We start from the raw sequence: 15,336 nt of genomic DNA, 5'->3' as shown, positions 1-15,336 counted from the left end.
CCCGCCATCCAGCATGATGGTTCCGTGATCACCCTCACCGTGCTCGGCGGTTGCGGCGCCTGGCCGGCCGCGGGGCAGGCATGCAGCGGCTACCTGATCGAACACGACGGCTTCCGGCTGCTGGTCGACCCCGGGTACGCCACGCTGCCCCGGTTGCTGGAGCTCGTACCCGCCGCCGGTCTGGACGCCGTGCTGGTCAGCCACGGCCACCCCGACCACTGCGCCGACCTGAACCCGCTTCTGCGCGCCCGCGCGCTGGCCGACGACCCGCCGCCCGCGCTGCCCGTCCACACGTTGCCCGGCGCGCTCGACGCGGTCCTCGCCCTGGACCGCCCCGGCATGCTGGCCGGCTCGTACGAGCTGCGCGAGTTCGCGGCCGGTTCACCGTTGGAGGTGGGGCCCTTCCACGTGGACACCTGGCTGCTGCCCCATCATGTCCCCAACGCGGGCCTGCGAGTGACCGCCGGGCGGACGTCCATCGCCTACACGGGAGACACCGGCCCCAGCCCTCACCTGTACGAGCTGGCGCGGAACGCCGACCTCTATCTGGCCGAGGCCACCTACCCCGAGACCGTTCCGGTCGAGGACGCCCCCTACCTGTCGAGCGCGCTCCAGGCCGCCCAGGTCGCCACCGCCGCGGGAGCCGGGCACCTCATGCTCACCCACCTGTGGCCGGACACCCCGCCGGCGGAGGCGCTGGCCGCGGCCCTGACGGCTTTCGACGCCGAGATCTCCGTAGCCCGGCAGGGGATGGTCGTACACCTGTGACACCGAAAGCCACAGCCGTCTCACACAGGGAAAGAGGCCCGGACGGGCAACCGTCAGAAGGTCACGGCTGCGCCAGGCAGGGGGCGTTCGCGATTCCTACGGACAGTTCCTTGCCGGGCCGGGGTGGCGATTGGTCAGGCGTGGTCCGCCGGCACGTTCGGAAGTTCGTCGGTCCAGCCGGAGTCCAGAACGGCGCTCCAACCGGCCGGTCGAAGCTCCGCGCAGCCCTGCTTGCCGACCGATGTGCCGACCGACAGCAGGCGGCCGGTGTTCCTGTCGAACAGGACCTGCGACTCGGTGCCGTAGCCGGGCTCGCAGATCCGGAGCGCGACCCCCACCGCGTCACGGCCCAGCGGGTCGCGTACGCCGCCGAGGGAACGGACCTCGGGAAGGTCGGCCATCAGCCGGAACAGCGCCGCCCTGACGCCGGAGGGGGCGGGCAGTTCGAGCAGCAGTTCGGCCGCCTGCCCGAAGAGGATCTCGTTCCGTCTCTTGTCGCTGATCGTGCCAGGACCCTGCCACTGGACCAGAACCTCTCTCAGCGCCGCCGGCTCGGTCGGCAGCCGCTCGATGTCAGCGACGGACACCGCCTTGCCGTTGACATTGGGCCAGCTCGACCCCGGCTCGGCGAAGTGGTTCAACCGCCCGACGTAAGGTGTCTTTCCTGTTTGATCGTCTATCGCTCGATTGCCGCGGGCGCAGGTGAAATGAGCCTGGTCCGAGCTGAACTCGCCCTTCTTGGGCGGTGGGGCGCCCTCGACGGCGTCCACGCGGGTCCAGGAGTTGACCATCCACCAGCTGGGATCGTTGGGCGACCTCGCCACCCACGTCTCGTCTCGGCAGACGCCATGGGAGGTTCGCCCGTCCGGCAGCAGACCGCCCGAGTTCACACCCCGGGTATGCCAGTACCGGCCGGCGGTGGCCGGCGCGTCCATGGTCTGCTCCGCGGCGGCGAGCAACAGGCCCCGCGCGGCGGGCTCGGCCGACCGGTCGCCGGCGCTGCCGGACACCAGGGTCACGGCCACCGCGAGCCCCGCCGCCACCACTCCCGCGCCCCACGCCAGATTGACGCGGCGGCGACGAGGGACGACCGGGACCGTGGACGGCCGCGTGCTCGCGGCGGCGATGATCCGGTCGAGCCTTTCCGGGTCGCCCGCCGGGTCGAGCGAGGCGGGGCGGACATCGGCGAGCGACTTCAGCACATCCGTCTTCTTCACCGGACTGACTCCTTTGTTGATGCCAGCGATGCGGAGGGCAAGGTGATGGTGTCGGGCTCCGCGGCCATCGCACGCTCCAGCCTGCGCCGGGCGCGGTGCAGGCGGACGAAGAACGTGGCGGTGGAGCAGCCGACGACCTTCGCCGCGTCCGCGGCCCGCAGCCCGTGCCAGGCGACCAGCGTGAGCAGTTCACGATCACCATCCGAGAGCGCGGCGAGCCCCCGCAGGACGGCTGCCCTTTCGGTGACCGACTCGGCGACGTCGCCCGTCGTCAGCTCCTCCGCCGAGACCCAGGCCGACAGCTCGTTCTCCAGCGACCGCCGCCGAGCCTCCGCGCGATACGACTCGCGCAGCACGTTGCGGGCGACGCCGAGCAACCACGGGAGCGCATCATCAGGCACGTCGTCGATCCGCCGCCACGCGACGCAGAACGTCTCACTCGCCACTTCCTCCGCGAGCTGCCGTCCCGCACAGCTCACCGCGTACGCGTGAACGCGCGAATAGCAGGAGCTGTACAACACGGTGAACCGGTCCCGAGGACCAGGTTCGCTCATGCGCCCTCCCTTCCCTAAGTGCACTATCACCAAGGAAGTGGGCGAATCGCCCGAGTTCTTACAGGGGCACGGGAGATCACCGAAGGTATCCGGGGCGGCGCGGCCACAGGCGCGCATCAAGCGAACAGCGATGAGCTCGAGCCCGGGAGTGGTTCCGCTCGCTGACCCTGCCGGTCCGTCGACGGAAGCCGGGCCGCCCGTTGGTCAGATGCTGTCGACGAAGAGCTGGGCCTCCCGGGGGCCCATGCCGGTCTCGCCGCGCACCAGATGGACCGCCTGCTCCTCGCGGCCGGCGAGCTTGAGTTCGCGTACGCGGGTGGCCAGGTCGGAACCGGCGGCGCGCGGCGGGGCCGCGTCCTCGATGGGCCTGAACCGCGCCATGGCGGGATGACTCCACATGTCCTGACCCATGGCCACGGCATCGACGACGGCCTTGGCGCTCCGCAGGTCGAGCCCGGTGTACTGGCGCAGCTCCTTGATCGCCTCGATCTTGCGCCTCTGGAGCGTCAACTGTGTGACGACGCGGTGCAGATCCTGGGGCGTTGCCGGCCTCATCGGCGGGACGGACGGTGCGCGTCCCTTTCGGCTGATCATGATCACGCCCACCACGATCGCCACGATCGCCGCCACGAGAATGATCAGGATCAACAGCTCCACGGGCCCCACATTCGGCATGAACCGCATCGTATGACGCTTCGCACGAGTCCGTACAGGCAGCGGCCGACCCCGGGACTCCGGCGGCCGTACATCCGGCGCTTGAGCGTTTGACACGCCGACGTGACCTTCCCCATGACCTCAGACATCGGATGTCTTATCAGAGTAGGGCTACCTTCCAAGTTCACACCCTCAGGCCGTACGGTCATCCGATCGGTAGAGATGATAGCTCCGTGATTGCCGCTTTTGTCCTCCAACGTACGCGCACTTGGCGCTCGATGCATCGGATCTTCACGGGACGAAGATGATGGCACCACCTCGCCCTACAGCCAGCGAGCGGCTGGATCTTCACAGTAGGCATCGATAACAACCGCGCAAACATCGGATGAGTAGACCTTGTTACGCAGGGATTTCGGTGTTATTCCGTTGATCTGTACGGTTCCCGTGAACGGAGGTCTCTTGACCCGCCCCCCGAGAAAGCGCTTCGGCGCCGCTGTCGTTTCCGCATTGATGCTGGCCACGACGTTGGCCATCCAAGGTTCCGCGCTCGCCGACCCGGACACGCCATCAGCTTCTCCGACGACATCCGATGACCTGACTCTCTGGTACGACAAGCCGGCGACCGACTGGGAGACACAGGCGCTTCCGATCGGCAACGGCGTGCTCGGTGCGATGATCTTTGGTGGAGTCGGCACAGAGCAGATCCAGTTCAACGAGAAGTCGCTGTGGACCGGTGGCCCCGGATCCCGCGGCGGCTACAACTCCGGCAACTGGACGAGCCCGCGGCCGAACGCGATAGCCGACGTACAGGCCCAGATCGACCGCGACGGCAAGGTGTCGCCGGAAGCGGTGGCCGCCAAGCTCGGCCAGCCCAAGAGCGGGTTCGGCTCCTACCAGACCTTCGGCGACCTGTGGCTGGACGTCCCAGGCGCGCCTGCCAACCCGACCGGATACCGCAGGGAGCTCGACCTGCGCGACGCCACCGCCCGGGTGCGCTACACGGCGGACGGGGTGACCTACAACCGGGAGTACTTCGCCAGCGATCCCGGCGGCGTCATCGTCGGCAAGGTCTCGGCCGACCAGGGCGGCAAGGTCTCCTTCACCCTGCGGACCTCCTCGCCGCGCTCGGACAAGCAGGTCTCGGTCGCGAACGGCCGGCTCACCATCCGGGGCGCGCTCGCCGACAACGGCATGAAGTTCGAGTCGCAGATCCAGGTGATCACCGACGGCGGCAGCCGTACCGACGGGACCGACCGGATCACCGTCACCGACGCCGACAGCGCGACGTTCGTGCTCTCGGCGGGCACCGACTACGCCGACACCTATCCCGCCTACCGGGGCTCCGACCCGCACGACAAGGTGACCCGGGCCGTGGACCAGGCGGCCGGGAAGAGCTTCGACGAGCTCAAGCGGGCGCACGTCGCCGACTACCGGCAACTGTTCGACCGCGTGCGGCTGGACCTGGGCCAGAGCACCCCGCAGGTGCCCACCGACCGGCTACTGCGCGCCTACACCGGCGGGTCGTCCACCGATGACCGGGCGCTGGAGGCGCTGTTCTTCGCCTACGGCCGCTACCTGCTGATCGCCTCCTCGCGTGACGGCTCGCTGCCGGCCAACCTGCAGGGCGTGTGGAACAACTCCACGAACCCACCCTGGTCGGCCGACTACCACGTCAACATCAACCTGCAGATGAACTACTGGCTGGCCGAACAGACCAACCTGGCCGAGACCACCGCCCCCTACGACGACTACGTCAAGGCCATGGTCGCCCCAGGCGCCAAGACCGCGAAGGACATCTACGGGGCGCGCGGCTGGGTGGTCAACAACGAGACCAACCCCTTCGGGTTCACCGGTCTGCACGACTGGGCCAGCTCCTTCTGGTTCCCCGAGGCCGCGGCGTGGCTCACCCAGCAGATGTACGACCACTACCGCTTCAGCGGCGACGTCGCCTACTTGCGCGACACCGCCTACCCGGTGCTCAAGGGGGCGGCCGAGTTCTGGCTGGACTTCCTGCACACCGACCCCCGCGACGGCAAGCTCGTGGTCTCCCCCAGCTACTCCCCCGAGCACGGCGACTTCTCCGCGGGCGCGTCGATGTCCCAGCAGATCGTCTTCGACGTCTTCACCAACGCGGTGGAGGCGGCCAAGAAGCTCGGCGTCGACAAGGCGTTCCAGGCGGAGGTAGGCGCCGCGCTGGCGAAGCTCGACCCCGGCCTGCGGATCGGCTCGTGGGGGCAGTTGCAGGAGTGGAAGAACGACTGGGACTCCAAGACCGACGACCACCGGCACGTCTCGCACCTGTTCGCGTTGCATCCGGGCAGGCAGATCGTCGCGGGCAGCCCGGAGGCCGAGGCCGCCAAGGTCTCGCTGACCGCGCGCGGCGACGGCGGCACCGGCTGGAGCAAGGCCTGGAAGATCAACTTCTGGGCGCGGCTGCTCGACGGCGACCACGCTCACAAGATGCTCAGTGAGCAGCTGAAGACGTCCACGCTGCAGAACCTGTGGGACACCCACCCGCCGTTCCAGATCGATGGGAACTTCGGCGCCACATCCGGTATCGCGGAGATGCTGCTCCAGAGCCAGCACGACACCATCGACGTGCTTCCCGCACTGCCCGCGGTGTGGAAGTCCGGCTCGGTCACCGGCCTGCGCGCCCGCGGCGACGTGACCGTGGACGTGGCGTGGTCCGGTGGCGCGGCCCGCACGATCACCCTGCACCCCGGGAAGACCGGCCAGATCAAAGTACGCTCCGCCGCCATCGCCGGCCGCTACCGCGTCTACGACGAGCAGGGACACGAGGTCGGCCCGCACCGGGACGGCGACACACTCTCCTGGAACGCCCGGGCGGGCAAGACGTACACCATCTACAACGAGGTCGAGGTCGCGGTCGCGGCGCCCGCCGAGATCGGCTTCGGCGCCACCGTGCCGGTCGAGGTGACCGTCGCGGCGACGCGGAAGCGCGCCGTCCCCGCCGCGACCCTGGCGCTCCGGTTGCCCAAGGGCTGGACCGCCGACCCGGCCTCGGTGAAGCTGCCCGCGGTACCGCCGGGCCAGACCCGCACCGTGTCCTTCGACGTCACCGCCGGACAGGGTGACGGTGTCACCCGGTCGGCCCGGATCGACGCCGTACTCAGCGCGAACAACTGGTCCGCCTCGGGTTCGGCCGCGGCGGCCGTCACCCCGTGCGCGGTGCCGCCCGCCGATCGGGCACTGGTCGCCTGGGACCCGGCGTCCGGTACGGCCGTCGCCGACCGCTCCGGCAGCGGCCGGGACGCCACGGTCGTCGGAACCGCGGAGTACGACGCTTCGGCGCCCAGCGGCAGCGGCCTGGTGCTGAACGGGTCGAACTACCTGAGGAGCGCCCCGACGATGCTGGGCTACCTCAGGGAGGCCACCTTCGCGGCGGAGGTCAAGGTGGCCGGGAGCGGCTACCGGCGGCTGTTCGACTCCCAGCCCTCGGGCAACCCCGGCAACGACGGTGTGCTCATCGACCTCACTCCGGGCAACCAGGTGCGGTTCATCGGCGCGGACATGAACGTCACCACGGATGCCACCCTCCCCACCGGGCGCTACCTCGACCTGGTGATCACGCTCGCCAAGGACGGGAAGATCACCGTGTACGTCGACGGCGCCCGGATCGGCGGCGGCCAGGTGTCGTCCAACGGCATCACCGGATGCGCCACCCGGCCGCTCCAGTTCGCCGCCGACCAGGGCGGTGGCCAGCGGCTGTCCGGTGCGGTGGACCGGATCGCCATCCTCCCCAGGGCCCTGACCGCGGCGGAGGTCCCCACCTGGCGGGAGATCGCGTTCTAGCCACTCACTGAAACAGCTCCAGGGAACCAGAGAACAGGGCGGCCCGGTCTCCAGGAGACCGGGCCGCCGTCGGGTGTCATGCGCCGGCGGTCAGGACCGTCCGCGCGCGTGCGTAGGAGTGGCGGGTGGCGACGGGGACGGCCGGACCGTCCCCGTGCCGGGTGTCATCACTTCTTCTTGTTGTTCGCGGGTCCCGAGAGCTTGGCGATCACCGTGTCGGTGTCGCGGACGAGGACGTCGCGGATCTCGGCGGCCGGCACGATCTTCGGGTCGGTGGCGAGGGTCTTGAACTTCTCCAGTTCCTTGATGGTCTTGGCGTCGTTGTTCTTCGCCTCCTCCTTGCGGGCCTTGGTCAGCTGCGCCTGGAGCTTGTTGCCGCTGGCCTGGCTGAGCCTGCTGGTAGCCACGAACCTGTCGATCAACAGGCTCAGGTCCCTGGTGGAGGTGGTGATCCCGAAGGTGACCTTCGTGGTGGTGGCGTTGCCCGCGTAGTCGGTCGCGGTGACCGACAGCGCGTGCGTGCCCAGCGCCAGCTCGTACAGCGCCTGCAGCCTGCCCGAGGAGTAGGCCCCCGCGTCCAGTGTGCCGGTCAGGGTCTTCACCCCCGAGGTGCCGTCCACGGCCTGCCAGGTGATGCGCAGGTCCTGGCTGTCGCCGTAGATCTGGGTGTCGGCGATGCCGGACACCAGGACGGTGGGCTTGGTGCCGTCGATCTTGAGGGCCGCGGCCTTCTCGGTCTCGACGTTGCCGGCCTTGTCCTTGGCCCGGTAGGCCAGGGTGTGGCTGCCGTCGCCGGTGATGTTGACCGGCTCGGTGTACGACTTCCAGGCACCCTTGTCGAGCGAGTACTCGATGCCTGCGAGCCCGGAGCCGCCGTCGGAAGCGGTGAGCGTAACCGGCACGGTGGCTCCGTGCCAGCCGTCGTCGTTCGCCGGAGCGAACTGGGCGGTGGTCAGCGGCGCCGTGGTGTCCTTCTTCACCTGGATGGTGCCGTCGGCGGTGTTGCCGGCCTTGTCGGCGGCCCGGTAGGCCACGCTGTGCACGCCGTCGGAGGACACGCTCACCGGGTCGGTGTACGGCGCCCACGGGCCGCCGTCCACGCTGACCTCGGTGGAGGCCAGCCCCGATCCGCTGTCGGAGGCGGTCACCGTGACCGCCACGCTGGAGACGAACCAGCCGTTGCCGCCGTCGGGCGCCGCCGGGGTGGTCGTCGCCGAGATCTTCGGCGGCGTGGTGTCGGCCGGCTGCCCCCACGAGGCGTGGAAGAAGTCGAACTTCGCCGTCTTGGACGCCGCCGCGTTGACCCCGAAGGCGAACACGCCGACCTTGGCGCTGCTCACCGCGGCGTTGACCAAGCCGGTGCCGATCTCGGTCCAGGCCTTGCCGTCGGAGGAGGCGAACCCGCGGTAGGTGGTGCCCGCCTTGGTCAGCCGCAGCCACCACACGCCCTGGGTGAGGTCGCTGATCTGCGGCTGCGGGTTCTGTACGGCGTCGCCTATCTCACTGCGGAACTCCACCCTGCGCGAGGTGGCGCTGTCGGCGAGGTAGTCGAGCTTCACGTAGTTGGCGTCGTTGAGGTAGGCGATCAGGCCGCCCTGCTGGTACGCCTCGTTGAACGCCGAGCCGTCGATCTTCGTCTCCACGCTCCAGTCCCCGGACGGCGGGGTCTGCAGGATGAAGTTCTTCGCTCCGCTGTTGTCGGTGCCGTAGATGTCACCCTTGCTCGTGTCGATCTCCAGGTTGCCGCCGGTCACCCGGGTGGCCGCCGCGTCCGGGCGGACGATGGTGGACCACCGGCAGGCGTCCAGGGAGTCGCCGTCGAACTCGTCGTCCGGCGTCACCGGGCCCGCGCTGGCGTCCGGCGTGAGCTGGAACCAGTCGAACGCGGCGTCGATGACGGGCCTGTTGCCGGTGCTGGCGAAGGACGCCAGTCCGATGCGCGGGTTGACGATGCCGGCCATGGCCTTGTCGGTCTGCGGCATCGCCGTCCAGGTCAGCCCGTCGGCCGAGTAGGAGGCGGTGAGAGTCGTGCCGTTGCTGGCCAGCCGGACGTAGGCGGTGTTGGGGAAGCCCGCGCCGAGGTTGGCGGTGTTGGACGCGGCCACCTCGTTCGGCACGCCCGCCTCTTCCCTGATGAACTGGAAGATGCGAGCGGCCGGGTCATTGGTGTTACGCCCCTGGATCACCATCTTGGCGTAGTTGTCGTCGTCGCCGTAGAGGATGAGGCCCGCCTGCTGATAGGCGTCCTTCGCGGCGATCGTCAGCTTCGCCGTGGCCTGCCAGGCTCCGTTGGGCGTGGGCTGCAGCACCAGGTTGGGGATCGGGGTGTTGTTGGTGCCGTAGATGTCCGCGAGGGCCGTGGGGATGTGCAGAGCACCGCCGGCCACCCGCAGGTCCTGGTTCTCGCCCAGCACGGTCCACCGCGAGCGGTCGAGCGCGACGCCGTCGAAGCCGTCGGACTTGCCGGTGAGGCAGGTGGTGCCGGGACTGTCCACGGTGATGCGGACATGCTCGGTGCGCGAGGCGCCCTTGGCGTCGGTCACGGTGACGGACGCGTCGTAGCTGCCGGGCGCCTGGTAGGTGTAGGAGGCGTCGGGCGTGGTGGGAGCCGGGGCACCGGCCACGCCGAGGTTCCACTTGTAGGTCAGCGGCGTGTCGCCGTCAGGGTCGCTCGCCTCGGCGTGCAGGCTGACCTGCAACGGCGCCGGGCCCTTGTCGGGGGTCGCGTTGATGACGACGGCGGGGCGCTGGTTGTCGGTGACGCCCTTGCCGATGAAGTCGGTCCAGTTGACGTTGATGAGCCCGCCGGTGTTGTCGCTGCCCGCGGGCCTGCGGACGACGAAGTACAGCGGTCCGCTGGACGTCGGCGGGTCGGTCAGCGTCAGCCGGAAGTCACCGTAGGTCTGCCAGCCGCCGGTGTTGGTCACGTCGACCTTGCCCACCAACGGCCCGTCGGCCTTGCCCGCGTGGACCTCGATCGTGCCGCCGGTGGAGGCGGAGGCCGCGCGGAAGCTCAGGGCGCCGATCCCCGTCAGGTTGACCGGGTCGTGGCTCCAGTAGTCGCCGTCCTCGATGAACCCGATGTTGTTGAAGCCGCCCTGCGTGTCGGAGGTGGTCTCCACCTTCACACCGGGGTCGCCGGTGCCGGCGGCGCCGGGGATGCGGCCCGTCTCGGTGAAGAACTCGGCCTGCTTGTGCTTGGGCTGCAGGAGCGCCTGGGCCCTGCCGGTCAGCGGACCCGAGGAGCCCGCGCCGCCCTTGTCGGTGTAGCTGGCCTCAAGCACGTAGAAGACGTTGTCGCCGTCGCTGTGCCCGGAGGACAGGGTGGTCTGCAGGGTGCCCGAGCAGCCGGTGTACTGGTCGAGCGGGTGGCCGTGGGTGTCGTGACCCAGGATGGCCTGCACCTTCACGTTCGCGCAGTCGATCGTGCCGTCCTCGGGGTCGGTGACCGTGATGGTGAACTTCACCTGGTCGCCGAACTCGAACAGGCCGCCGTCCGGCGGAAGGTTGATCTTCACGGTCGGCGCCGTGTTGCCGACCACGATCGGGACGTTCGCGGTGGCGGTCTTGCCGCCCTCGTCCTTCACGGTCAGTACGGCCGTGAAGTTGCCCGTCTCGGTGTAGGTGTACGTGGGGTTGGCCTCGGTCGAGTCGACGGTGCCGTTGCCGTCGAAGTCCCAGGCGAAGGTCAGCGGAGTCCCGTCGGGGTCGGCCGAGCCCGCGCTGGAGAACTTCACGGTCAGCGGCGCGGGACCCGAGGCCTTGTCGGCCTTGGCCTTGGCGATGGGCGCCCGGTTGCCCTGGACGTAGTCGATCCGGTAGACGCCGGAGTCGGTGTTGTCACCGCCGAAGCCCGAGCCCCACTCGATGAGGTAGAGGGCACCGTCGGGCCCGTACTTCATGTCCATCGGCTTCTTGAAGCTCATCGAGGCCAGCATCGGGTTGATGTCGACCAGCTGCGAGCCGTCGGCGCTGAGCTGGAACGAGTACAGGTGGTCCTGGTTCCACTCGCCGAAGACCGCCTTGCCGTCCCAGTAGGCCGGCCACTTGCGGTCGGACACCAGCTCGGGGTCGAAGCGGTACGTGGGGCCCGCCATCGGCGCGCCGCCGCCGCCCAGCTCGGGGAAGGCGGGGTCGGGCGAGTAGTGGTAGTAGACGGTGGCCGGCAGCGCCTTGGGCAGGTCGGTGATGCCGGTGTTGTTGGGCGAGTCGTTCTTCGGCGCCGCGCAGTCGAACGCCTGCTTGGAGGTGTTCGTCGCGAAGTCGAAGTCGATGTAGGGCTTGTTGTTGCCCACGCAGTACGGCCAGCCGTAGAACCCGGGGGCGTTGAGGATGTCCCACTCGACGGTGTTCTCCGGGCCGCGCGTGGCGCTGGGGTTGCCCGCGTCCGGACCGTAGTTGGCGACCAGCAGCTTGTGCGTCTTGGAGTCGATGCCGATGCGGAAGGGGTTGCGGAAGCCCATCCCGTAGATCTCCGGACGGGTCTTCGCCGTGCCCGGCGGGAACATGTTGCCCGCGGGGATGGTGTAGGTGCCGTCCGGCTCGGGGTGGATGCGCAGCACCTTGCCGCGCAGGTCGTTGGAGTTGGCCGAGGTGCCCTGGGCGTCCCAGGCGGACCGCCCGGCGCGCTCGTCGATCGGGGTGTACCCGTCAGAGGCGAACGGGTTGGTGTTGTCGCCGTTGGCCAGCCACAGGTCGCCGGTGGCCTTGTCGAACACCATGCCGCCGCCGTGGTGGCAGCACTCGGCCCGCTGTACGGGCACCTCCAGCACGATCTTCTCGCTGGTGAGGTCGAGCGTCAGGTCCGGCCTGATGGTGAAGCGCGAGAGCCGGTCCACGACCTTGGACTGCGGCGAGTAGTACAGGTACGCCCAGCGGTTCGTGGCGAACGCCGGGTCGAGGGCCAGGCCGAGCAGTCCGCTCTCGTTGGCGGTGAAGACGGCCAGGTGGCCCGAGGTGACGACGCCGCCGTCCGGCTTGACCGCCTTCATGTCGCCGAGCCGGTCGATGTAGAAGACGGTGCCATCAGCGGCGACGTCCAGCATCATCGGGTTGGAGGTGTTGTCGTCGAGAGTGACCTTCTCGAAGGCCGAGTCCAGGCTCGCCGTGCAGTCGGCCGGCACCACGCCGGCGGCGGTCTGCAGGCCGCCCAGCAGCATCTTCAGGAAGTTCGGCTCGGCGAAGGACTCGTCGGTGTGGCCCAGCGCGGTGTACCAGGAACGACCGCCGTCGTAGTTCTGGCACCAGCTGTTGGGGTGGTCGGCGCCCATCGTGCCGCCGCTGTAGCTGGTCTCGTCCATGGAGGTCAGGACGTGGACCGTGCCACGCGGGTCGGTGCGGAAGTCGTACCACTCGTCGTTGCGGGACCAGCGGTCGGGAAGGCCCGCGGTGGAGGGGTGCGCGGGGTCCTCGACCTTGACGACGGCCTGCTGCGGCGCGGGGTGCTGCTTGAAGTACGCGCCGACCAGCTTGCCGTACCAGGGCCAGTCGTACTCGGTGTCGGAGGCCGCGTGAATGCCGGCGAACCCGCCGCCGCCCTCGATGTAGTGCTCGAAGGCGGTCTGCTGGGCGGCGTCCAGGACGTCGCCCGTGGTCGACAGGAAGACCACCACGGCGTACTTGGCGAGGTTGTCCTCGGTGAAGGCTCCGGAGTCCTCGGTGGCGTCGACGGTGAAGCCGTGCTCCTGGCCGAGCTTCTTGATGGCCGCGACACCCGCGGGGATGGAGCTGTGCCGGAAGCCCGCGGTCTTGGAGAAGACCAGCGCGGAGAACGGCGGATCAGCGGCCGCCGCCTTGCCGGGAGCGGCCGATGCCTTGCCCGGGACGGTCGACGCGTTGGCGGCCGACGCCGCGGTGGCCGGAACCAGGAGGGTGGAGGCGAGCAGGACGAGGGCGGTCAGCAGCCTTCTCATGCCACACCCCGCACGCTGTCGTGGGGTTGCTCATGGACGGCGCCGGGAGGCGTAGGGAAGTACGGGTGCGTTATGCGCATCAAGGATTCCTCGAAGTGGGGGGCGGCGATGAGATGCGAGGAAGGTCGCGCCCGTCCTGCGGGCGCTGGGGGGCATGGTCGTCGTCCGATGGCCGTCGTGGCCACCGGATCTCGGGCAGGGGCCAGCCAGGAATGGTGAGGAATGTGCATGTCGTCCTGACCTCATGACTCAATCAGGCAAGGCGCGCGCCGCCGCGCTGCCGGGGGGTGTGGCCGGAGGAGTGCCGTCTCCGCCGCGCTGGTTGCCGGGGTGATGCGGGGGGGTGTAGCCGGAGAGGTGCCGTCTCCGTCGTGCCGTCACATGGTGAGGTCGGTCCGGGTGAGGGTCTGATCGTTGATGCGCCGGCCGGACACCACGCCGGCCAGGCTCGTCACGCCCCGTGAGAGGACGCCGAAACCTGGCCGCGCGCGGGCACCGCCCGGCGCACAGGAGGGGTGCCGTCGTCGTCGTCCACGCCGTCACACCCGCTTTTTATTTCTTAGAGATCAATTAACGAGGTTTTAACACAGCTCCTTCGTGCCTGTATAGACCCAAATGACCGAAGGGATCGTTCCCTGGGCACCGCGACACCGGGGGCCTCTCGGGTCCCCCAAAAGGTCCATCGACGCGGGCAGGTCGCCTGGCCTGGACATACCAACCGCCCCCTTACCACGACCGCGACGCCGCCGCCCCGGTACGCCCGGCCAACCGGCGGACGGTCACGAACGTGCATCGCTCACAGCCGGCACCCGTACGCCCGCGCAGGGTGCCGACCATCCGCGCCGAAGACGTCTCGAACGCACTCCAGGCCGGCGAGGGTCCCGGGAGCCGGAGCATCTGGGGCGGGCCATCCAAGCCCGCGTGATCCATATCCGTCGCTTAGCTTGAGATGGCAGGTCGCATTCGGGGGCATACACGGGGAGATCAGCTTGAATCATCACGTCCGCTCGGGGATCGCGCTCACCCTCGTCGTCACGGTGGGCTTATGCGGCAGTACGGCCGCCGCCACCGCCGATGCCGGAAGCATCAAGGACAAGACCGCTGAGGCCTCAAGCGTCACGGCAAGGAAGGTGAGGATCGGGGTCGCCTACGACATCGGAGGCCGCGGCGACCAGGCACTGAACGACAGCGTCGCGGCGGGTATCGACCGAGCGGTCGCGAAGCTGGGCCTTGGCCCCGTCGAGGAAGTGGAGACGGGAGCCGGCGACACCGACGAGAAGAGGGAGAAGCTGCTCAGCCGTCTCGCCTCGGAGGGTCACAACCCCGTCATCGCGGTCGGCCTGACCTACGCGCTGCCGCTGGCGCAGATCGCCGTCAAATATCCGCGCACGAAGTTCGCGATCGTGGACGACGCGACCTTCAAGGGCCCCAACATCTCCAACCTCCTTTTCGCCGAGAACGAGGCCGGTTTCCTCGCCGGCGCGGCCGCGGCGCTGAAATCGCGCGCCCACCATGTCGGATTCGTGGGCGGAGTCAAGGACCCGTACAACCAGAAATACCAGGCGGGTTTCCAGGCCGGTGCCAGAGCGGTACGGCCGCGCGTCAAACTGGATACCAGCTTCATCACCGTCTCCCCTGACTTCGGCGGCTTCACCGACCCGCAAAGAGGAAAGGCCAAGGCTCGGGCGTTGTACAAGAAGGGCGCCGACGTGGTGTTCCACGCGGCGGGCGCCTCAGGCTCCGGCGTGTTCGCCGCCGCCAAGGCCGCGGGCGGCCTCGCCATCGGCTCCGATGTGGACGAGGCGCTGAGCGCCGACGCCACCGTCCGCGACGCCATCCTCACCTCGGTGCTGAAGCGGGCCGACGCCGCGGTGTACGACTTCATCAAACGATTCACCACCAAGAAGACGAAGCCCGGCATCAAGATCTACGGCATGAAGTCCGGAGGCATCGACTACGCCACCACAGGCGGCAAGGTGCACGACATCAGGATCAAGCTGGACGCGTACAAACGAAAGATCGCCACCGGCGCCATCAAGGTCCCGACCCGACTCTCCCGACCTCGCGGCCCCTTGTCGCATTCGTCAGCGCAGAGTGCTGCCGACGCCGCCGAGCCCGTGGCGCCTTCCGTCTCGATGCCTGCGGTCGGCGCCTGCTCGCGGCGGTGACCAGGGTGCGGCCGGGAGGCCGTCTCGTAAGCGCGCATCGGGATGGTCACCTTGCGTAACGACCACCCGGCCCCCATTACGGACGGTGCGTATCATGCCAATCCGGTCGAACATCGATATTGAATCTTGGCATTGCTGGCTTGTAGCACTTCTGCCCTGATGGGCATAGTTGTCCAGATCACAGGCGTATCAGTCGCGACGTGAGTTCTCGGGGCAGACCATGGACCGCGGCTGCCTACGGCGCGCCAGC

General features: G+C 69.0%; 7 protein-coding genes. 3 read left to right on the top strand and 4 right to left on the bottom strand.

What is annotated here, in order from left to right; translation table 11 throughout:
• Positions 1-24 precede the first annotated feature (24 nt).
• Complete coding sequence (locus tag OG589_RS41050; RefSeq protein ID WP_405144123.1) at positions 25-768, top strand: MBL fold metallo-hydrolase; 744 nt, start codon at positions 25-27, stop codon at positions 766-768.
• A gap of 134 nt (positions 769-902) precedes the next feature.
• Here the strand turns inward: OG589_RS41050 and OG589_RS41045 are convergent, their stop codons facing one another.
• The 3 genes from OG589_RS41045 to OG589_RS41035 form a co-directional block, all read right to left on the bottom strand.
• Positions 903-1,985, bottom strand: coding sequence for a CU044_5270 family protein (locus tag OG589_RS41045; protein ID WP_405144122.1), 1,083 nt, complete (start codon positions 1,983-1,985; stop codon positions 903-905).
• Positions 1,982-2,539 (bottom strand): RNA polymerase sigma factor, encoded by a 558-nt coding sequence (locus OG589_RS41040; RefSeq protein ID WP_405144121.1) that lies wholly within the window; start codon positions 2,537-2,539, stop codon positions 1,982-1,984. Before OG589_RS41040 ends, OG589_RS41045 begins: the two co-directional genes overlap by 4 nt.
• 204 nt (positions 2,540-2,743) lie before the next feature.
• Entirely contained in the window at positions 2,744-3,214 is a 471-nt protein-coding gene (locus OG589_RS41035) for a hypothetical protein (RefSeq protein ID WP_405144120.1), read from the bottom strand.
• Between the two features lie 438 nt (positions 3,215-3,652).
• Here OG589_RS41035 and OG589_RS41030 point away from each other — a divergent pair, with 438 nt between their 5' ends.
• Complete coding sequence (locus OG589_RS41030) at positions 3,653-7,006, top strand: glycosyl hydrolase family 95 catalytic domain-containing protein (RefSeq protein ID WP_405144118.1); 3,354 nt, start codon at positions 3,653-3,655, stop codon at positions 7,004-7,006.
• Between the two features lie 167 nt (positions 7,007-7,173).
• Here OG589_RS41030 and OG589_RS41025 read toward each other — a convergent pair whose 3' ends face one another.
• The gene (locus OG589_RS41025; RefSeq protein WP_405144117.1) at positions 7,174-12,918 is read right to left on the bottom strand and encodes a ThuA domain-containing protein; all 5,745 of its coding nucleotides are present in this window, start codon (positions 12,916-12,918) and stop codon (positions 7,174-7,176) included.
• A 989-nt stretch (positions 12,919-13,907) separates the two neighbouring features.
• Here OG589_RS41025 and OG589_RS41020 point away from each other — a divergent pair.
• On the top strand, positions 13,908-15,086 hold the full coding sequence (locus OG589_RS41020; protein ID WP_405144116.1) for a BMP family protein: 1,179 nt from the start codon (positions 13,908-13,910) through the stop codon (positions 15,084-15,086).
• Positions 15,087-15,336 lie beyond the last annotated feature (250 nt).

This window comes from Sphaerisporangium sp. NBC_01403 (assembly GCF_045040145.1).
Lineage (GTDB): Bacteria > Actinomycetota > Actinomycetes > Streptosporangiales > Streptosporangiaceae > Sphaerisporangium > Sphaerisporangium viridialbum.
Note: the sequence above shows the minus strand (reverse complement) of the source record. Positions and strands in the feature narration are given on the sequence as shown.